Genomic DNA, 19578 nt, shown 5'->3' on the forward strand with positions numbered 1-19578 from the left:
CTGACCGCCGCCGGGCGGTCTCCTCACCAACTGGCGCGGAGGGAGCGTCCGCTGGTCTTCACCGACCTCGTATTTTCGGTCCTTAGATCAGGTCCAGTGATGCCACCTTCCGGCCGCTGCCGGCCTACGCCTGGAGCCCGCGGGCCCGAAGGACACCGACGGCCTCGTCGATGAGGCGGCTGTCGGAACACTGCAAGATCACGACCGCGACGCCCTCGTGGGAGCCGACGAGGTGCGGTGACGAGGAGTTGGAGACCAGCCCCCGCGCAGGATCTGCGTGACGTCCCTCAGCTGCTGGGAGTGCAGATCCGGGTCGAGTCGCCTCTGGCTTCAGTTCGGCAGGACGATGGCGGCCACGAAGCACGGTCCGTGCGGCTCGAACCCGAACCTCCTGGGAGGTCGGATGGCCGCGAGAAGCTGCTGGTAGAGGACGCTCGCTGCGGGCCACACGTTCGTTGACGGCGTCCTTGATGGAGCGCGGGGACGAGTTGGCGCTCCGGTGAGAAGAGCAGCGGTCATGACAGATCCTTCAAGGATGAAGGCGGGGCCCGGGGTCAGGCCGCGTCGTCGTGTGCGGTGGCGGCGGATCTGTCCCGCCAGGGGGCCACGTCCTGCTCGATCCGGTCCAGCTTCACCTGCAGCCGCTCCAGGGTGTCGAGCCCGAGGTACAGGTGACCCGGCAGCTCCTCCTGGCAGGTCACCTCGTAGATCAGCGCGGCCCCCTTGACGGGGTCGCCGAGCTGGGTGTGGTTGGCGGTGCCCGCCCAGTCCAGGGTGACGTGGGCAGGGGTGCCGTCGTAGGCGCCGACGCGGCGTGCGGCGGTGGACAGGGAGCTGGCGTCCAGGAAATCGGTACGGAAGACGCCAGGCTCGACGACCATGCACTGAATTGCGAACGGCGCCAGCTCCGCCGCCAGCGCTTCGCTGAGGCCGGCGACGGCGAACTTCGACGCGGCGTACACGCTCACCCCCGGCTCGCCCTCGAAACCGGACCGCGACCCGATGTTGACGATCCTGCCGCCACCCGCGGCGCGCATGCCCGGCAGCACGGCCCGGGTGAGGTTGATCAGCCCGAACACGTTGAGGTCGAACAGGGAACGCGCCTCGGCGTCAGTGATCTCCTCCAACGCGCCCAGCAGCCCCCGGCCGGCGTTGTTGACCAGGACGTCGATGCCGCCGAACCGCTCAACGGCCGCAGCGACGGCGCCCGCGATCTGCTCGCCGCGGGTGACGTCGAGCCGGACGGCGAGTACCCGGCCGGACCGCTGCAGGTCTTCGGGCAGGGCGTCCGGGTTACGGGCCGCCGCCACCACGGTGTGGCCGCCCGCGACGGCCGCGCGGGCGATCTCCAGGCCAAGGCCCCGGGCGGCGCCGGTGATGAACCACGTGGACATGCGAGAACTCCTTCGTACGGAATGAGGGACAGGACCGAATCAGCGGCCCGATCTCCACTCAACCAGCCCTGAACGGCAGAAACGGGCGGCAGAATGGCCCAAGCCATCGGGGGACGAACTGGGCCACTCTCACCGGTCGGCGCACTGCGGAAAGGCGTGACACTGGGTGGCATGGACCATGGCAGAACCAGCACCCCCCTGGCGGAGTTCCTGCGCTCAGCCCGCGCCAGGCTGAGTCCGCACGAGGCCGGGCTCGACGAGCCGCTCGTGGGCCGGCGCCGCGTGGCCGGGCTGCGGCGTGAGGAACTGGCCCGCCTGGCCGGGGTGAGCGTGGACTACTACACCCGCCTGGAGCAGGCCCGCAGCCGCAGCGCCTCCCCCGAGGTGCTCGACGCGCTGGCCACCGCCCTCCACCTCGACGACGCCGAACGCGAGCACCTGCACACCCTGGCCCGTCCCCGGCCCGCCCGGCGCAGGCGGCGCCCCCGCCCGCAGCGGGTCCACCCCGCGACCTGGCGGCTGCTGGACATACTGGAGGCGGCGCGCCGACCCGGCTTCGTCCTGGGCCGCCGCCTCGACGTGCTGGCCCACAACCGGCTGGCCGGACGCCTGATCACCGACTTCCGGGCGCTGCCCGCCGCCGAGCGGAACCAGGCCCGCTTCGTCTTCCTCGACCCGCACGCCCGCGAGCTGTACAAGAACTGGCCCATCGTCGCCGCCGACACGGCCGCCATGCTCCGCCGCGACGCCGGCCGACATCCCGACGACCCCGCTCTCAGTACTCTGATCGGCGACCTGTCCATCCGCAGCGGGGAATTCCGCCGCTCGTGGTCCGACAACAAGGTCCACCAGCGCACCACGGGCAACAAGGACTACCACCATCCCCTGGTCGGCGACCTCACCATCACTTACCAGGCCCTCACTCCAGCCGACGACCCCGACCAGACGCTCTTCATCTACGACGCCGAGCCCGGCAGTCCGTCCGAGACCGCGCTGCACCTGCTCGCCCAGTGGAATGAGCCGGCCGCTGACGATCACATCCCTCTGCGCAGGGCGGAGGACCGTCCGAGATGACAGCGCCCCTCACCCTCGCCGACGCTGGGGGCGAGGCGGCCGGTGAGGGGAGGGCCTGGCGGTGGCGGCGCCGCCGGACCGCCGAGAGCGACCCGGCCCTGGGGATCTGGACCCAACACCTCCGTCGCCGCGCGGCGGGTCGGCCCTCTACCTTCGCGGTTCGCTCTGGCGTCGGGTGGCATGGATGGAGCCGAGGAGATCGAGGGCCTGGGCGCTGCCGCCGCCCGGCTCGGCGTGGTAGATCACGAGTTGCTGGCCGGGGGCGTCGCGTACGTCGAAGGCCTGGTAGGTGAGCGTGAGCGGGCCGACGTCCGGGTGCAGGAGGTGCTTGGCGTCCTGCGTCTTGCCCCGCACGGTGTGGGCTTTCCAGAGGCGGGCGAAGTCCGCGCTCCGCTCGGTGAGATCGCGGACGAGTTCGGCCAGGCGCGGGTCGTCCGGGTCGAAGCCGGCGGCCTGGCGGAGGTTGGCGACGGTGGCCTGGGCCGCGCGGTCCCAGTCGGTGTAGAAGCGCCGGCCGGCTGGATCGAGGAAGGTCATGCGGGCCAGGTTGTCCGCCGGCTCGAAGGGGCTGTAGAGGGCGTCGGCCAGGGCGTTCGTGGCCAGGATGTCCAGGGTCCGGTTCATCACGAACGCCGGAGTGTGGGGATAGCCGTCCATCAACTGGCGCAGCGCCGGGCTGACCCGCTCGGCGGTCTGCGTGAAGGGCCGGTCGTGCGGGGTGGTCCCGGCCAGCCGGAACAGGTGCGCCCGGGCGTCCGCGTCGAGGCGCAGCGCGCGGCCGAGAGCGTCGAGCACCTGGCCTGAGGGGTTGCGCTCGCGGCCTTGTTCCAGGCGGGTGTAGTAGTCGGCGTTCACGCCGGCCAGGACGGCGACCTCCTCACGGCGCAACCCGGCGACTCTTCGAGTCCCGTAACTCGCCATGCCGACATCCTCCGGCCGCAGGGAGGCGCGGCGCGCGCGCAGGAATTCGCCCAGGTGGTTGCCGTCCATGCGACCAAGCTATCCGGGGGCCGCATGTGCTGCCGGGGTGCGCCGCACCCAGGCAGCACGCGTCCTGGTTGATGCCCTCTGACCTGCACAGACTCAATGGAGTAGCGCCCCACTAATCCCTTATCTGCGGAGGAAGCCTTGAACGCCACCCTGGACCAGTTGCGCCGCGCCGTCCCCGGTCGCCGCGTCCTGCTCACCGGAGCCGCCGCCGTCGTCACCATGGACCCGGGGCTGGGCGTCCTGCCCCGCGCCGACCTGCTGATCGACGGCGAAAGGATCGCCGCCGTCGGCGCAGGCCTGCCGGCAGGCGACGCATTGGTCATCGACGTCAGCGGCGCCGTCCTGGCCCCGGGCTTCGTCGACACCCATCGCCACGCCTGGGAGGCGCAACTGCGCCGCATCATGCCGGACGTCAACGACCTCGGCGAGTACGTCACCTCCACCCTGGCCGGCATCGCCCCCGCCTACGAGCCGCAGGACATGTACATCGGCACCCGCTTGGCCGCACTGACCGCCATCGACAGCGGCATCACCACCATGCTGGACTTCTCCCACAACTCCCGCACCGCCGCCCACTCCGACGCCGCCATCCGGGCGCTGGCCGACACCGGCATACGCGGCGTGCACGCCTCGATGCGCCCACACTTCGGCGACTGGGACGGCCAATGGCCCGCCGACCTGACGCGCCTGCACGACACCCACTTCGCCGCAGGCGGGCTGCTCACCCTGCGCCTGGCCGCCCTGGCCACCGGCGAGGTCGCCGGCCCCGACCTCGCCTACGGCGAGCACCTTGCCCGCACCGCCCGCGACCTCGGCATCGGCGTCAGCATCGACGCCGTCTTCGGCCCGCCCTCCTCCGAGGCCATCCTCGGCTGGGCCGAGCAGGGCCTGCTCGGCCCCCAAGTCTCCCTCATCCACTGCACCGGCCTGACCCGGCAGGCCTGGCAGGCGATGGCCGACACCGGCGCCAACGTCGCGCTCGCCCCCACCTCCGACGCCCAGATCGGCCTGGAGAGCGCGGTCCCCGCCATCGACGAGGCCCTCGCCGCCGGTATCCGGCCCGGCCTGAGCATCGACGTCGAAGTCGCCCTGGCCAGCGACATGTTCACGCAGATGCGCGCCCTGCACACCGTCCAGCGCATGCGCGCCGTCCACGCCGTCTACGGCACCGGCGAGCAGCCCGTCCGGATCGGCGTGCACGACGTTCTCGACTTCGCCACCCTGCAGGGTGCCAGGAGCATCGGCCTGGGCGACGTCGCCGGCTCCCTGACCCCGGGCAAGCAGGCCGACGTGCTCGTCGTACGCGCAGAAGACCTCAACAACATGCCGCTCAACGACCCCATCGGCACCCTCGTCCTGGGCTGCGACGCCCGCAATATCGACGCCGTCTTGATCGCCGGGCAGGTCCGCAAGTGGGCCGGCACCGTCCTGGACGTCGAGTTGTCCACGCTGCGCGAAGACGTGCGCGCTTCCCGCGACCGCGTCCTGCACGCCTCCGGACACGCCGGCCGCCGGCTCTGACCAGCCGCACCGTCGCCAGCGCCGCCGCGACCCGCGGAATCGGCCTGACCATCACCTGTCCATGCAATGGAGCCCGTCCATGTTCAGAAAACCCCTGCACCTCCTCGGACTGTTCACCATGCTGCTCGCCTGCGCCGCCCCGGGCAGTGGCCGCGCAGCGCGCGCCCCTCACCCGTACGTCGGCATGTGGGTCACCGCCGACGGGCGGATCCGCCAGGAACTCCTCGCCAACGGCCGCTACGAGGAGGAACGCGACGGTCGCAAGCGCGCCTACACCGGCCGCTACACCATCACGGGCACCCACCTCGACTACCACGACGACCTGGGCTTCACCGCCACCGGCGACGTGCGAGGCGGTGTGCTCTACCACGAGCACCTCGTGCTGTACCGGCAAGAGCGGCCGTCATGACCGAGATCGCCGGATCAGCCCGCCCCGTCACCGTCGCCCGCAACGCAACGCAACGCAACGCAACAAGAATCTGACCCAACACCCGCCCGACGGCCCAGGCGTCCCCGCCGGGTGCCGGACACCCGCCACCCAGCCCGCAGCACATGGGTGGCGGTCTTTTCGGCGGCGGTGTGCGCGAGCGGGCAGGTGCGGCCTACACCCGCCCGGTCCCGGCCGAAGGTGGATCAGGTGAGGACCTTGGTCTTCGCCCGCTGGTACTCCACCTCGCTGATGTCGCCATGCTTCCTGAGCTCGGCCAGTCTGACCAACTCGTTGGTGCTGCTCGGCTCTGGCGCCCCGGCGGTCTCCCGAACGTAGGCGCGGAATTGCTCATCGCGCTTCTGGATCGCTCGCAGGTCGCGTTCCCCCATGTCCCGGCCGCGCGCGATCAGGTACACGAAGGCGCCGAGGAATGGCAGCACGATCACGAAGATCGACCATCCCGCCTTCCCCCAGCCGCTCAACCGGTCGTCGCGGAAGATGTCAGTGATGATCCTGAAAAGCAGCATCAGGAACAGCACCCATAGGAAGAACCAGAGCATGGTCCAGAAGATGTTCAGCAGGGGGTAGTCCGTGGCGGCGATGGGTGTGGCGAGTTCGTTCATGGTGGTCCTCCAGTCGTGAGGCCCTGTGCATCGATGCCGCCTATGCTCCCCACACCCGTCTTCCCCTGCATCACCCGCAGCGGGTGGCTCTCGACGTGCGACGCACTACCGCCCCGGGCTGCCGCCTTCCCGCGACGATGGTCTGGTTCGGCTTGACCTGCCTCGTGGGCGCCCGCCGGCGATACTCCGCCGCCGCGTCCGGGCCCGCGCACGGACCAACCTGCAGGCCTTCGCGAAGCTCACCCGCTTGGACGGGGGCGTACGGCGGATCGCCCCCGACCCGCCGCTGATCACCCCCGGTCCGCGACCTGCTTCCCGGGGCGGAGGGGGCTGGTCCGGCCGAGATGCTACGGGCGCTGGTCGAGAACTACGGCCGCAGTCTCTCCTCCGAGCGCCGGGCCCTGCTCGGGCGCTACCGCGTTGCCGACATACCCCTGCCGCATCTCGATGGGGGTCTTCAGCATCGGCGTGCCGCTGCGTGACGTATGAACCTCCTCATTGCATGGATCACTCGCAGAATCGCCCGGCGACGGTGCTGGGGGCTCACCCTCGGCGGGTGAACCGGGTAGCACCGCAATCACCCGTGGTGGAGGATGCGGCCCGACCTGCCCGAACGGTGTCATTTCGATACAGGGCCGATCCGGGACGCGTAAGCCGTCCGGGAGGCCGGAAACCCGACGCAATACGTCAACATGGGAGGAGCGATAATGTCGACGACATCTCGGAGGACGGGGGGAACCGTCCCTGGTCGCGGGCAGGGCACGACGCTCACGCACATGGTGAACGAGCACCAGGCGATGGCCCTGACTCTCGGCGGCATCTCATTCTTGCTGGGCGTCGTCGTCGTGGCCTGGCCCGGTGTCACCGTCGGCGCGCTGGCCGTGCTCATCGGGCTCCAGCTCATCATCAACGGCGTCGTCCGGATCGCGCAGTCGGTCACCGGCGGCCTCACCAGGGCTAGACCGCGTGGCGTCGCGTTCAGGCCCTCGCCGCCTGCTGGAGCGTCGCGAGGTCACAGCACGATGGGGCTTCGGCGTTCGAGGAGGACGACGTCGCGCCATTGACCGTGGAGGCGGCCGAGGTCGCCCCTGCCGAAAACCTCGTCCGTGCAGGTCAAGCGGCATGTTCGTACTCGTTCAGGGAGCCCTCTGCTCGGGATGCGGCAGCGATTGCTCCTCCTGCGGATGCGCTCCGGCACCGCACCATGTGCGCCCGCAGATGGAAATCACCCAGCACGGGACACCGCCGGTCGTACCCGCACCGCATCCGGAGTTCGATGCCGTCTATCCGGTCGGCCCCCCGGAGGGGGGATACCGGCGGCTTCGGCGTGCTGTGAGGTGGGGCCGTCTTGACGCCCGCCCTTCTGACTGCACTGTCTCTGCTGGCACCGGGACACGCGTTGTGCTCAGGAGTCAGAGACACCAGGTCCGCTCGACATCCAAGGGGCATCAGCTTGCCATCGGAACAATCCCGCATGATCCCGTCGGCGATCATGGGGAGGCGGTCCGCGGTCCTCGTGATCGCCGGTAGCACGGCTCTCCTCTCGATCGCCGCGGCCCTGGCATGGCGGCTGTCTCCGGAGGGAGGGCCCGGCCGCCTCCACGACCTACCGGTCCCGATGGAGAGCTCCGGCTTCCACCTGCTCCTCGCGATCGGCGTCGTGCTCGGCGCGGCCCGGCTCGGCGGGCTGATCGCCCAGCGGTCCCGGCTGCCCGCGGTGCTGGGCGAGATCACTGTCTGCGTGCTCCTCGGTCCCTCCCTCTTCGGGGCGCTGTCCCCGGACGGCATGGGGTGGCTGTTCCCGGACGAGATCGTCTCGGCCGTCCACGGCCCGGCGCAGCTCGGCCTGGTGATGTTCATGGTGGCCGCCGGAGCCGAACTCGACCTGGACGTGCTGCGTACCGGACGCCGGTCGCTGCTCACCGTCGTGTACGCCGGACTGGCGGTCCCGATGGCGGCCGGGCTGGCCCTGGCCGTGCCGACGGCGGCCCAATACGCCGGGCCGGTGAACTTTCCCGTCTACGCGGTGTTCCTGGGGCTCGTCCTGGGCGTCACCGCGCTACCGGTTCTGGCCCGCGTTCTCGGTGACCTCGGATTGAGCGGAACCCCGATCGCCTCGTTCGCCCTGGGCGCCGCCGCCGGGACCGACCTGGTGGTGTGGTCCCTGGCGGCGATCTGCCTGGGCATGGCCGGAACAGGGGCGGCCTCGGGCACCACGGTGATCCTGTTGACGGTCCTGTTCGTGGCGGTGATGGTGGCGATACGCCCGGCGATGGCTCGCATCGCCGCCGCGATGGAGTCGCCGGGGTCCGGCGGCTCACGCGTCGGCGGGCAGGACGCGGCGTTGCCGCTCGTCATGGTGGGCGCCTTACTGGCGTCGACGGCCACCGACGCCATCGGCGTGCACGCGGCGTTCGGCGCGTTCGCCTTCGGCGTCGTGCTGCCACGCCATTCCCTCGCCTGCATGGGGGCCGCCGACCGACTCGGGCGCTTCGCCGCGGCGGTGCTGCTGCCGTTGTTCTTCCTTGAGGTCGGCCTCCGCACCGATCTGGCGGACGCGCTGGGCGACAGCGGCGATCGCTGGTGGTGTCTGGCGTTCGTCGTCACCGCGGTGGCCGCGAAACTGGGTGGTGTGACCCTCGCCGTCCGGGCGGGACGCTGGCCCTGGGTTCCTTCGCTGACGCTGGGTCGGCTGCTCAACTGCCGTGGCGTCACCGAGTTGATCCTGCTGCGGATCGGCGTGGACACCGGGATCCTCTCGGCCGACCTGTTCGCCATCCTGGTGGTCATGACTCTGGTGACTTCGGTGATCACCGCCCCGCGCGCCGGAGTGACGGCCGGGTCCGGCGACCTCCGCGGCGGAAAGAGTAGCGATGCCGCAGTGACCGCGGAGAGCGGAGACGCCGGCGCACTCCGTGGAGCCGCAGTCCAGCGGAATCCCGGAGTGTCCGGCGATGTCCCCCCAGGCTCAGGCGGTTGACACTGCCCAGAGCGTACGGACGGTGAAGATCACCGAAGACGACTTCGGTTCCTGGGCCGGCGAGGGGTGCCATGACCTACTTGTCCCACATCCCGATCAACCCGCTGCGGGCGGAGAGCCGGGATCTCCTGGCCTGCCCGCGCGCCATGCGCGGTGCGGTCCTCGGTGGAATCTCCGATCCGTCCGAGATGAAGCGGGTCCTGTGGCGCCTGGACGCCGACGATCCCCAGCGGCCCCTGCTGTTCGTGCTCAGTCCGTCCCGTCCCGACTGGACCCGCCTGGTCGAGGCGGCCGGCTGGCCGGGCGCGGCCGGAGACCAGGCGGCGACCCGTGAATACCGGCCGTTGCTCACCCGGCTCACCATCAACAGGAAATTCGCGTTCCGGGTCACCGCGAGCCCGGTTCGCGACGACCCGGGCGAGAGTCAGGCGCCCGACGACGACCGTGCTCACCTGTCCCCCGCCCAGCAACTCGGGTGGTTCCTCGAACACGCTCCCACATGGGGCTTCGCCATTCCCCGTACCCGCACCGGCTCCGCGACCTCCGGTCTGGACGGCTGCTCCCCACGCTCCGCGCCGGACGTTCGGATCACCGCGCGGAGCCGGCGCTCCTTCACCGAAAGTGGACGCGGCGTCCCGGTCACCCTCCACACCGCGACTTTCGAGGGCAGGCTACTCGTCACCGACGTAGTTCTGCTCACCCAGGCAATTCTGAAAGGCATCGGCCCCAACAAGGCTTACGGCTGCGGACTGTTCACCCTCACTCACCCGCATTCAGAAGATTTTTACAGCGGCGGCGCCCTCATTGAGGCGGGGGCATCCGCCTGACGACAATGTTAGGTCGCCCTCCAGGGCCGCGCGGCGGCGGCAACCGCCCAGGGACGCGGATCGAGCGAACGGCGACGCCGCGACCTGGGCGGCGTCGGCTCTGGGCTCGTCCCGCGACGGCGTGGAGGGCAAAATGACTGCCCGGTCGCTTGCGGTCCGCCCGGTCGACTGAACCGTAGTAGACAGACACGACATCCACCCCAGGAGAACTGGCCACAACATGCCGCAGGTAAAGAGATGAATTCCTTCGCTTCAAGCGAAGATTCACGTCATTTGGCAAGGCAACTTCAGCAGCGCAGCAAGCAATGGATCTGCTGGTACGGGAACCGGACCGGCCACTACTGGGCGGCGACACGCCACGGCCGAGCAGTCCTGGTCGAAGGAAGAACTCAGAAAGAATTGCTCAGAGAAATAGTCCGCCTCGAGACCTCTGGCGGGCTGGGCATCCCCTATTACGGTGCTTGACCCGTCCGACGACGTCCTCGGCCGAGCCACGCCTGTGCCTGCGGAGATCGGGGCGGTCCGCAAAGGCGGGGCCGGCGGGAGGGTGCGGGGCTTCGCCGCATTGAGCGGCGACATGGAATCGACGGCGGGGCGGCTGATTCATCACCGGCTGCTCCAGCGCAGGGGTAGGTGTGATCGTGACGGTGCGAACCCGAGAGGAACCGGTGAGCGAGCTTGATCGGGCGCTGTGGGCGCTGCGGGAGCGGGTGGAAGCGGTGTCTTCGGCGGTGGGCGACGACACGGACGAGTTGACGCTGACCGGAGCCGGTCAGGCAGTGGAGATGGTCACGGATGTACTGGATCTGGTCTGGAACATCGTCGGCACGGTAATGGAGCGGACCGAGCAGATCCGGGAACTCGAAGTGACCGGGCAGCCGCCGGGTTCGGGTGTGGAGATGGTGGAAACGGCCCTGGTCCACTTGGACTACGGGCACAAGGAGCTGGAGGTGGCCCGTCACCTGCTCGGGACCGCCAGGGAAGACCTGCTTCGCGCTGAACGGGGGTGAGGCGCCCGATTCCGCGCCCACCTCCCTATCACCACTGTTAGCCGGAAGCCGAATCGGCATGCCCTGGAAAGGGTTTGCGCGTCACCTCCTGGTGACCAGCACCGTCCATCATTCTGTATCGTCAGTGGCTTTACTGTCCGGGGGGATGGGGAGCGTGCCGGCTGAGTCGGCCGTCACGCGCGGCGGTTAAGGCAGCCTCGAAAGGGTTGCCCTGACGGGGGAACGAGCGAGGATGCCAGGAGCCCAGCACCGGTTGTGCACAGCGATCATTACGGTCGGCGACACCGAGACAGGTCTGATCCATCGCAGCGTGCTGGGCCGGGTGGCCGATATCGCCGGCAGGCTGGGCTGCCGCAGCGCCGCCTCGGTCGACAACCTGCCCGCCTCGTTCACCGGTGCCGTCCTCGTCCGGATGCGCCGCGACCTGGACGAGGTCATGGCTTTCGCGGAGGCGGCCCGGCGCACCGGCTGGGTCCTCGGCGACCTGGCCGCCGCCCCGGGGGACGAGCCCGTCCCCGTACTGGACACACCGGACGGCAGGGTGTGGGCGAGTTCCGCTCGCGGTTTCGAACTGCACGGCCCGGACGGGGTACGGTACGTCACCGAGTTGGCCGGGCTACCCGGGACCGCGCGGCGCACCGCACTGATGCTTCTGATCACGCCGCTGGCGGAAGCTGCGAGACGGGCGCAGCTCCTCCAGATCCACGAGTTCAGGGGTTGAGCCGCTCACCGTTCACGACCTGCTCAGATGCCGACGCTCAGTTCGATCTCCACGGGCGGAGCGACCCGGCGGGGACGGGCCCGCACGGGCTCGAAACGATCGGCGACGTTCGTCTCCGGCATCTCGGCGGCGGGCTGGGAGGGGACAAGGAGACTGCTGCCGGGCAGCACCTGCTCCATCGCCTCGGCGTGATCATGTCCGGCCCTGCGTTCGCACGCGTAGGCGAAGGCGTCGCCCGTCGCCATGTGCGCCTCCAGCACCTCCTGGTGTGAGGACCGCCGCCTGGCCGTGACGTAATCCCGCAGCCGGATCCCGCGGCGGACGGCGGTGACGATGTCGTCGTTGTGGAGGCCTATCGCCTGCGCGTCCGCGTATCCGGCGGCGCGTTCGCCCCAGAACAGCAGCCAGGCGATCCGGCGCGTCCCGGCGCCTGCCTTCCCTGCGGCCATCAGCTCGTCCAGCACGGCCATCCATTCCTCCCGGCGATCCGAAGCCCGCGGCGTTGAGAGCTTCTGCCGGGTACCGTCCGGCGGCACGCCGAACCCGCAAGGTCGCAATGCACGCGACGACCGGATCGCTCGCGAGGCGGGGTCCAGAGAGCACTGATGAACGGTCGATCGCCGCACGTGGGAGAAGGGACGGCGCCCGGATCCGGTCCTGGACGCGGCGGGTGCCAGGAAACGCCGGAAAGACCTTGCACATCCGGGTGGCGACCGCACTGTCTTATCCAACGCGGCAGGAGGTGAACCATGCCCGGACAGCCATCGGGGCGTCCTGCCCGGGGGCTCACACGACGATCGGGCCACCCGGCGTCCCAGGCGCACGGTTCGCCTTCCTTCGGCGGACGCGGTGACCGGCTCTGGCTCGACGGCACCTCGACACCGCAGAGAGGGCCGGCATGCGAAGACGCACAATTTGGTTGATCATTTTTCTTCCAGGCAGCGCCATGACCATCGTCATCATCTTGCTCGTACTCGCGGTCGTCGCCATGATGCTGATCCCCGGCTCTCCGATGTTCGTGCAGGCGGCGTGCGCCCCGAATTCCAGTGACGGGGGGTCGGGAGTGGCGCAGGCGGACGCGAAGGCGTCACCAGGGGAAATACCCAGGAACTACGCCAGATGGTACTCGGCGGTCGGGGAGCAGTGGAACATCCCCAAGAACGTGCTCGCCGGCATCGGCTGGGTGGAGACCCGTCACGGCACGGCCAGAGGCGCTGACGGTGAACTGCTGCCCGGCGTTGCCAGAGGCACAGAGAACTATGCGCACGCCGGCGGGCCGATGCAGTTCATCCCATCGTCCTGGATTGCTTACGGTGCCGATGGCGACGGGGATGGAAAAGAAGACCGCTGGAACCCGGCGGACGCCATCGCCGGTGCGGCCAATCACCTCCGGGGCAGCATCGGCAAGAACACCAAACAAGACAAATTGACGGCACTCACTCCGGACGAGATAAAACGAGCCGTCCATCGCTACAATCCCGGAAATTACACCCCCGACAGCAATCCCTACGTGAAAGACGTGCTGGCGGCGGCGAACTACTACGCCAAAGATTTCAACGTGGGGTCGGCCAATTATGCGAGTACCTGTTCGGGGGGCGGCAAGTGGCCACCTGGGGCGACATGCCCCGGCGGTAAGGCACTCGGCCCGGAGAACATCACGGCGCGAATGCGCTGCGTCCGGAATCAGATCAAGGCCAAGTTCTCCATCCCGCGCGGGATCGGCTGCTACCGCGCCAACGGCGGCATCCCCGGCGGCGGTGAGCATCCCCTCGGCCGGGCCTGTGACTTCATGATCTCTTCCGGCTCTCCGACCGCCCAGGAAGCCCAACTCGGCCGCGACATCGCCGACTGGGCCAAAGCCAATGCTCAACCCCTGGGCATCGAGTACATCATCTATCGCCAGCAAATATGGAGCCCCGCGCGAGCCCGAGAAGGGTGGCGTGCCATGGAGAACCGTGGCGGAGTGACGGCCAACCACTACGACCACGTCCACATCTCGGTCCTCGCTGAACGCGTCGCCAATGTCTGAGCGCACTCGACGCAGGTGTGATGTGACCAAAGGATTGGCCACCAGCCTGCGTTCCGCCTGCTGTGTCGTTTCGGTCGCCGCACTGGTGGCCGGCTGCAGTGGGCCGGGAAGTAGTGGTGAGAGGGCCCGACCCGAAACACCGTCGGCTACTCCGGGCGCGGCTAGCAGTATTCCGATCAGTACAGAGTCACCGTCGCCGTCGGCTTCCCGGCTACCGGACGACCTGCCAACCCCTGGCCGGATCGACGAGCGGGACGCGACGGCGCTGTCGAGAGCGGCCCTTATGGTCATGTACACGGCCGACAGCACTGTCGACGCGGGGTTGCGAGACGCCAAACTGCGTGCGGCACGCTACCTCACTCCCGCATACACGGCCAGAGTCAGGGCCGAGCCCAGACAGTACATCCCCAAAATATGGGCGCAGCACCGGGCTTATCTCGCGGTGCGCCTCAAAGCACTCGGGCGGGAGGCGGGGGACCCGTCCGACCGGCCGACCACCGCCTATCGGCTGTGGGAGATGAAAATTACTCCCACCGGCCGAGACGACTGGCACGGCTCTCCCACGAATTACTTGGTCTCCATCGACCTCACCAGGTCGTCCCCGCGTGACCCGTGGCGGGTCTTCGGTGCCATCGTCAATGCGAATAATTAGCACCCCGGGACAAGAACAACTGCGCCAGGGCAGGATTGACATGAGGAGCCTTCGTGAGCAGTAGCGATGACGACGAGGTTTACGGCTGCCTGATCGGTCTCGGAGTCGTCACCTTCCTGCTGGGTGGCGCGACCAGCTTCCTGGTATGGCTGGCGGGCCAGTTGTCCGGCCTTCTCACCGGGCGCGGCTGGCCCGACTCGAGCCCCGGCGACGCTTTGCGGATCACCTACAACCTCGTGCGAAGTCCCGGCGATCCGCAGAGTGCGTGGCCGCCGGTCGCCGCCGCCGCGATCGGGTCTTCCCCCCTGTTCTTCTTCCTGCTCATCGTGCTGCTCGCCTTGGCATCGGTGGTCGTCTACTTCGTGGTGCGGCTCCTGCTGAACGTGCGGCGCCACCGCCCCATCCGGCGGCTGCGCCTGGGGTACGCGTCCGGCTGGGAGGTCCGGAAACTGCTGAGTGCCCGGACCGCCCTGAGCAAGGCGCACCAGGTCCGGCCGTCCACCGCGACCCGGTCCCCGCGCGAGGTGAAGCCCGAGGACGTGGGCTTCTACCTCGGACGGGACGTCAGGTCCCGGCGGAAGCTGTACGCGTCGATCGAGGACACCGCGATCATCGTTTCGGCGCCGAGGCAGGGAAAGGACGTCCATTTCGTCACGCCTTTCACCATTGACGCGCCCGGTCCCTGCATCGTCACCTCCACCAGGCGGGAGACGTTCGTCAACACCGCGATGGCCCGTGCGCAGTTCGGTGAGGTGTACGTGTTCGACCCGTTCAACTGGACCGGATGGCCGAACCGGATGCGCTGGTCACCGTTGCAGGGATGCGAGGACCCGAACGTGTGCGCGGTCCGGTCGGCGACGCTCGTCCAGTCCAGCCACTTCAGCATCGCCGACGAGGGCACCCACCTCACCGGGGTGCTGACCATCATCCGCTGCCTGCTGCACGCCGGCGCGATCGGCAAGGTCAACTTCCGCCGGGTGATGGACTGGGTCCACGATGCCAATCCCGACGAGGCGATCGAGATCCTGCGCACCAACGCCAAGGCCGCTCCGGGATACGCGGCGCAGCTGGAGTTCCAGCGGAGCTCCCGGCGGTCCTGGACCACCGTCATCCAGGTCATGCACTGCTTCTCGCATCCGAACGTGCTGGAGGACTGCTCTCCGCCGCTCGGCGAGGAGTTCGACTTCATCAAGTTCCTGAAGGGGCGCAACACCCTCTACTTCGTCGGAAAGCAGCAGCCCGACTGGGGCGGCATCGCTCCGGTCGTCACCACGATCATCGAGCAGTACTTCCGGAGCGCCCGCGGTACGGCCATGAAGAACCCGACCGGACGCCTCGACCCGCCGCTGACCTTCGAGCTGAACCAGGTCACCGACATCTGCCCGATTGGCGGTCTTCCCGTGTACATGGGCGAATCGGGTGGCTACTCCATCACCGTGCACGTCTACCTGACCTCGCTGGCGGACGCCCGCGCCAGATGGGGCGGGGACGGTGCCGCCCGGCTGTGGGAGAACTCATCGATCAAGATCGTCTCGGGCGGTACCGGAACCGCCAAGGACCTCGACGAGCTCTCCAGTCTCGTGGGCAAGGACCACGGGCAGCAGGTGCTGCGTCCCGAGGAGCTCAGGACCATGCCCTTCGGCCGCGCGGTGGTCGTCGCGGGCACGGCCCGTCCCGTTGAGATGTGGCTCACCCCGTGGTGGAAGCGCAAGGACGGGGACTTCATCGCCCAGGGCAAGAAGACCGTCGAACAGATGATCGAGAGGAGCGTCGCGCAGCAGGCGGCCGGGACGGGCCCCGCCCCGGACCCGATCACCGCGGAAGAGCGAGACTCCCGGCCGCGGAGCTGAGACGTCCCCGGTCTTCCCGCAAGGACGATGCCGCCTTGCGGGAAGACCGGACCGGTCGGCCCGACCGGTCAGACGGTGTGCGCGCCGGGCATCGTGGTCGAGTTGGTCCAGCGCTTGTTGGTGTCGTTGACCTCCATTTCGACGGAGGTGAGCTCCACCTTGAACGGGATACCGGGGCGGCCGCCGACCTTGACCAGGAACCTGCCCCGTCCGGGGGGCTCGCTGTCCCGGTTCATGTCGGGGTTCCAGGAGGGCGGCGTCGACCAGTCGACGATCATGCGTTCCTCGACGGACGACATCCGGACCACTTCGTTCACCATGGGCATCTCCGCCTGCGGCAGCCCACCGCAGATCACCATGCCCGCACGTTCAGCGAAGCCCCTGGCCTTCATCCGGTCGGCCTGGTCGGCCAGTGACAGCAGGTCGGCCATGGTGTGCGTGATCATCACCTGGCCCGCGCCGCGCTGCCGGTTGAGGCGGGTGAGGGCGTCGACCCGGTCCACCAGGCCGCGTCCGGACCGCAGGACCCGCCACAGCTCGTCCAGGACGACGAAGAAGTGCCGCCGCGGCGCCAGCCCCTCGTCGGCCAGCGCGTGCGCGGCCTCCACCGCGCCGAACCCGTCCGACCAGCAGGCCAGCAGGACGGCCGCCTGGAGTTCGGCGTCGGCGTCGTCGATCCCGCTGATGTCGATGCAGACACCGCCCGGATTGTCCAGATCGATCGCGGTGGTGGTGTGCCGCGAGAACGCCTCCCCCATCGGGCCGTCCAGCACTCCGAGGAGCGAGGCGTGCAGCGGGTCGACGGCCGTGCGGTACCGCGCGTCGTCCCCGCGGGCGAGGGTCACCGAGCGGAGCCGCTCCGGTCCCTCGTCGATCACCCTGATGAGGTCCGGCAGGACGGGCACGCCGGGGTGACGCTCGTCCAGAACCCGCAGGGCCGCGTTGAGGACGGTGCGCTCGGTGTCGGCGATCGGGCCACCGCGCAGGACCGTCAGCAGCGCGGCGACCATGTTCAGCCGCCGACCGTGCGCGTCCGCGACCAGTTTGACCCGCGCCTGCTCCGGAAGTATGGCCGCGGCGGCGGCCGTCGCTCCGGGATCGAGCACGTTCAGTGCCCCGAGGCCGCGGCCGAGCTTGATGATCTGCCCGCCCATCGCCTGGATCAGGTCGACGTAGTCGGGCTTGAGGTCGCCGAGGACCATGGGGAACACGCCCTGCCCGACGAGCCCCAGCAGCATGCGGCGGATCATGGTCGACTTGCCCAGCCCGGGCTTGCCCAGCACCAGTGCCGACGGGTTGTGGATGAGGTTGGCCCGCTGGAACCAGGAGATCGGATCGCAGCACAGGGCCGCCCCCGTGGTCAGTTCCCTGCCGAGCGGCACGCCGATCATCGGCGTTCCCGACCCGGCCCCGAACGGCCACAGCCCGCACACCTGGACGGTGGTCCCGCGCCACTCCGAAGGCATCTCCACGTGGGAGGCGCGCCCTCCGCCGCGGCGGGTGAAACCCCTGAATCCGGGTTTCGGCTCGGCCTTGCCGGGCTTCTTCGCGTCCTTGCCCGGCTTCTCCGCGTCCTTGCCCGGCTTCGTCTTGCCCCTGCTCACATGGACTCCCTCACCAGCGCGGGGACCTGAAGGTGATCGGGCAGGACGACGCCCAGCGGGAGAGCCGCCGCGAACGCCGACGACTGCGCCCCGTACATCCGCCGCAACTGCAGGCGCGCCGGGGCCGAGAGCGTGTCGACGGCCGCCGCGGCGACCGGCAGTTCCTCGGCCGAACGGACGGTGGCGGTGACGAGGACGGTGAACCGGGTCACCCCCGCGCCCCGTGCCTCCTCAATGGCCGACTGATCGCTCTTCATGACGTCGATCTCGTTCCGCGCCGCGCTGGCGTTTCCGTCGAGACGGAAACGCGTGTCCTTGCGGTCCCGTTCCACGATCCGGGCCGCGGAGGCCGGATCGTGCGGCCGGTAGAGGAAGGTGACGCGCTTGCGCGCGATGTCATGGTGCGGGGCCACCAGACCGGTCATCACGTTGGACAGCACCTCGCCGCGCGGCGCCTCCGTCATGCCCCAGGTGATGGAATGGCCGCTGTCGTGGACGTAGTGGTCCCACGATTCCTGCGCCGCGGCCGGTCCCGCGTCCTCCCAGGGCGCTTCCGAATTCTCGGCGGCGTCCAGGGTCGACTGCGCGCCGGGGTCGTAGGCGAGCCGCACGGCGCGGGCGAGTTGGTGGGCGGTCATCGGGCGAGCGGCCCCGGCGCCGGTCATCTCCAACCCCGAGATCAGCCCGGGGATGCGCATCCCGATCTCCCGCACCATGGCGTCCTGGTCGCGGCGCTTGCCTCCGGCATGCGGTAGAGCCCCATAGGTGACGGCAATGCGGGTGGAGACCCGTGCGCTGCCCACGGGGTAGTTCCAGACGATCTCTTCCAGGGCCGCCCGGGCCAGTTCCGGAGCGTTCGGATCGGTGTGGGCGTGGATCTCTTCCCGGAGGCGATGGCCGAGGTCGGGGGCCGTCTCAATGGTGACGCTCGCGCCGACCAGACCCGGTTCGTAGCCCAGCGACGCCAGCCAGTGTCCCCAGTGGGAGACCCACGCGTCGACCTGCCTCTGATCGACCAGCGCCGCCCCGTCGGCGTTGCACTCGAACACAACGGTGTAGTGCCGCGTGGACGGGATCACGACCAGGGCGAACGGGCGTCCGTAGGAGTCACGGCCTTCCACCAGCCGGGAGGCGGCGAGCAGCCCCGGCAGCCGGCACGACCCGTACGGGATGACGCTCAGCGGTCCCGAACGGTAGAGATGCCAGCCCTGCGAACGCCCCCACCACCAGTTCAACCGGGCCGTGGCCGACTGGAGCGCGGTCCGCCCGTGCTGGTCCTGGATGACCAGCGGAAGCATGGCCAGCCCCAGCAGCACCGCACTGATCAGGGCGGCCAGAGTCGACACCATGGCCATCATGGTGACGACGATGAGCCCCACCATGAGGATCAGCGTGCCGGCCAGGCCCAGCCGGCCGATTCCCGGAGAGACCGGTTTACGCCAGTTTCCGTACGTGGGCTCACGATACTCGGCTGCCATTTCCGCTCACCTCATTCCTTAGACCTGGTCAGCGCCACTCGGGCCTCTCACCTCGCCGAGGCTGTCACGCAGCGTTCGAGTGTCCGGCTTGGGCCGGTCGCCCCCACCGGCGATAGTTCCTCCGCTCGGACCGTTCGACGGGTTGCCGCTCGGACCGTTCGACGGGTTGCCGCTCGGACCGTTCGACGGGTCGCCGCTCGGAACGTTCGACTCCCACCACGGAACGCTCGACGGGTTGCCGCTCGGAACGTTCGACAGGGTGCCGCTCGGACCGTTCGGCGGGTGGCCCTTCGAACCGCTCGACGGGTTGCCGCTCGGACCGTTCGACGGGTCGCCGCTCGGAACGTTCGACTCCCACCACGGAACGCTCGACGGGTTGCCGCTCGGAACGTTCG

Annotated in this window: 18 protein-coding genes; 11 read left to right on the top strand and 7 right to left on the bottom strand. The window is 69.3% G+C overall.

Annotated elements, in window-relative coordinates:
• Positions 1 to 554: 554 nt before the first annotated feature.
• On the bottom strand, positions 555 to 1394 hold the full coding sequence (locus tag ACGFK0_RS21645) for an SDR family NAD(P)-dependent oxidoreductase (RefSeq protein ID WP_392907136.1): 840 nt from the start codon (positions 1392 to 1394) through the stop codon (positions 555 to 557).
• A 171-nt stretch (positions 1395 to 1565) separates the two neighbouring features.
• On the opposite strand from ACGFK0_RS21645, the gene ACGFK0_RS21650 reads away from it, so the two are divergent.
• Positions 1566 to 2468 carry a helix-turn-helix transcriptional regulator gene (locus ACGFK0_RS21650; RefSeq protein ID WP_392907139.1) on the top strand — a complete coding sequence of 301 codons (903 nt, stop codon included), beginning with the start codon at positions 1566 to 1568 and terminating at the stop codon, positions 2466 to 2468.
• A 147-nt stretch (positions 2469 to 2615) separates the two neighbouring features.
• On the opposite strand, the gene ACGFK0_RS21655 is transcribed toward ACGFK0_RS21650, so the two are convergent.
• On the bottom strand, positions 2616 to 3458 hold the full coding sequence (locus ACGFK0_RS21655) for a helix-turn-helix transcriptional regulator (RefSeq protein WP_392907143.1): 843 nt from the start codon (positions 3456 to 3458) through the stop codon (positions 2616 to 2618).
• 138 nt (positions 3459 to 3596) lie between these two features.
• On the opposite strand from ACGFK0_RS21655, the gene ACGFK0_RS21660 reads away from it, so the two are divergent.
• Both ACGFK0_RS21660 and ACGFK0_RS21665 read left to right on the top strand, forming a co-directional pair.
• Positions 3597 to 4979, top strand: a complete 1383-nt coding sequence (locus ACGFK0_RS21660; protein WP_392907146.1) for an amidohydrolase family protein — start codon at positions 3597 to 3599, stop codon at positions 4977 to 4979.
• A 79-nt stretch (positions 4980 to 5058) separates the two neighbouring features.
• The gene (locus ACGFK0_RS21665) at positions 5059 to 5388 is read left to right on the top strand and encodes an Atu4866 domain-containing protein (RefSeq protein ID WP_392907148.1); all 330 of its coding nucleotides are present in this window, start codon (positions 5059 to 5061) and stop codon (positions 5386 to 5388) included.
• 224 nt (positions 5389 to 5612) lie between these two features.
• On the opposite strand, the gene ACGFK0_RS21670 is transcribed toward ACGFK0_RS21665, so the two are convergent.
• The gene (locus tag ACGFK0_RS21670) at positions 5613 to 6032 is read right to left on the bottom strand and encodes an SHOCT domain-containing protein (protein WP_392907151.1); all 420 of its coding nucleotides are present in this window, start codon (positions 6030 to 6032) and stop codon (positions 5613 to 5615) included.
• A gap of 776 nt (positions 6033 to 6808) precedes the next feature.
• Between ACGFK0_RS21670 and ACGFK0_RS21675 the strand changes: the two genes are divergently transcribed.
• The 5 genes from ACGFK0_RS21675 to ACGFK0_RS21695 all read left to right on the top strand — a co-directional run bounded on the left by ACGFK0_RS21675 (position 6809) and on the right by ACGFK0_RS21695 (position 11570).
• Positions 6809 to 7096: a DUF308 domain-containing protein gene (locus tag ACGFK0_RS21675; RefSeq protein ID WP_392907154.1), complete on the top strand. Its 288-nt coding sequence runs from the start codon at positions 6809 to 6811 to the stop codon at positions 7094 to 7096.
• Positions 7097 to 7524: 428 nt separating this feature from the next.
• Positions 7525 to 9012 (top strand): cation:proton antiporter, encoded by a 1488-nt coding sequence (locus ACGFK0_RS21680; protein WP_392907157.1) that lies wholly within the window; start codon positions 7525 to 7527, stop codon positions 9010 to 9012.
• A gap of 71 nt (positions 9013 to 9083) precedes the next feature.
• Complete coding sequence (gene cas6e, locus ACGFK0_RS21685) at positions 9084 to 9839, top strand: type I-E CRISPR-associated protein Cas6/Cse3/CasE (RefSeq protein WP_392907159.1); 756 nt, start codon at positions 9084 to 9086, stop codon at positions 9837 to 9839.
• 668 nt (positions 9840 to 10507) lie between these two features.
• Positions 10508 to 10849: a hypothetical protein gene (locus ACGFK0_RS21690; protein ID WP_392907161.1), complete on the top strand. Its 342-nt coding sequence runs from the start codon at positions 10508 to 10510 to the stop codon at positions 10847 to 10849.
• A 253-nt stretch (positions 10850 to 11102) separates the two neighbouring features.
• Positions 11103 to 11570 (top strand): hypothetical protein, encoded by a 468-nt coding sequence (locus ACGFK0_RS21695; RefSeq protein WP_392907163.1) that lies wholly within the window; start codon positions 11103 to 11105, stop codon positions 11568 to 11570.
• A gap of 23 nt (positions 11571 to 11593) precedes the next feature.
• On the opposite strand, the gene ACGFK0_RS21700 is transcribed toward ACGFK0_RS21695, so the two are convergent.
• Positions 11594 to 12040 (bottom strand): hypothetical protein, encoded by a 447-nt coding sequence (locus ACGFK0_RS21700; RefSeq protein ID WP_392907166.1) that lies wholly within the window; start codon positions 12038 to 12040, stop codon positions 11594 to 11596.
• 476 nt (positions 12041 to 12516) lie between these two features.
• Here ACGFK0_RS21700 and ACGFK0_RS21705 point away from each other — a divergent pair, with 476 nt between their 5' ends.
• Positions 12517 to 13599, top strand: coding sequence for a lytic transglycosylase domain-containing protein (locus ACGFK0_RS21705; RefSeq protein WP_392907169.1), 1083 nt, complete (start codon positions 12517 to 12519; stop codon positions 13597 to 13599).
• A gap of 705 nt (positions 13600 to 14304) precedes the next feature.
• Positions 14305 to 16101, top strand: coding sequence for a type IV secretory system conjugative DNA transfer family protein (locus ACGFK0_RS21710; protein WP_392907173.1), 1797 nt, complete (start codon positions 14305 to 14307; stop codon positions 16099 to 16101).
• A gap of 68 nt (positions 16102 to 16169) precedes the next feature.
• Here ACGFK0_RS21710 and ACGFK0_RS21715 read toward each other — a convergent pair whose 3' ends face one another.
• From ACGFK0_RS21715 to ACGFK0_RS21725, 3 genes are read right to left on the bottom strand one after another with little or no spacing between them, the layout of a single operon-like run.
• Positions 16170 to 17705, bottom strand: a complete 1536-nt coding sequence (locus tag ACGFK0_RS21715; protein WP_392907176.1) for an ATP/GTP-binding protein — start codon at positions 17703 to 17705, stop codon at positions 16170 to 16172.
• A complete protein-coding gene (locus ACGFK0_RS21720; protein ID WP_392907179.1) occupies positions 17702 to 19183 on the bottom strand; it encodes an SCO6880 family protein in 1482 nt (493 codons plus the stop codon). Before ACGFK0_RS21720 ends, ACGFK0_RS21715 begins: the two co-directional genes overlap by 4 nt.
• An 18-nt stretch (positions 19184 to 19201) precedes the next feature.
• Positions 19202 to 19441, bottom strand: coding sequence for a PT domain-containing protein (locus ACGFK0_RS21725; protein WP_392907608.1), 240 nt, complete (start codon positions 19439 to 19441; stop codon positions 19202 to 19204).
• Between ACGFK0_RS21725 and ACGFK0_RS21730 the strand changes: the two genes are divergently transcribed.
• Positions 19326 to 19578 (top strand): hypothetical protein (locus tag ACGFK0_RS21730; protein WP_392907622.1); only part of this gene is annotated, 253 nt, incomplete at its 3' end. The genes ACGFK0_RS21725 and ACGFK0_RS21730 overlap by 116 nt on opposite strands.

The sequence above is a fragment of the Spirillospora sp. NPDC048823 genome (genome assembly GCF_043198445.1).
In the GTDB taxonomy this organism is placed as follows: Bacteria; Actinomycetota; Actinomycetes; order Streptosporangiales; family Streptosporangiaceae; genus Spirillospora.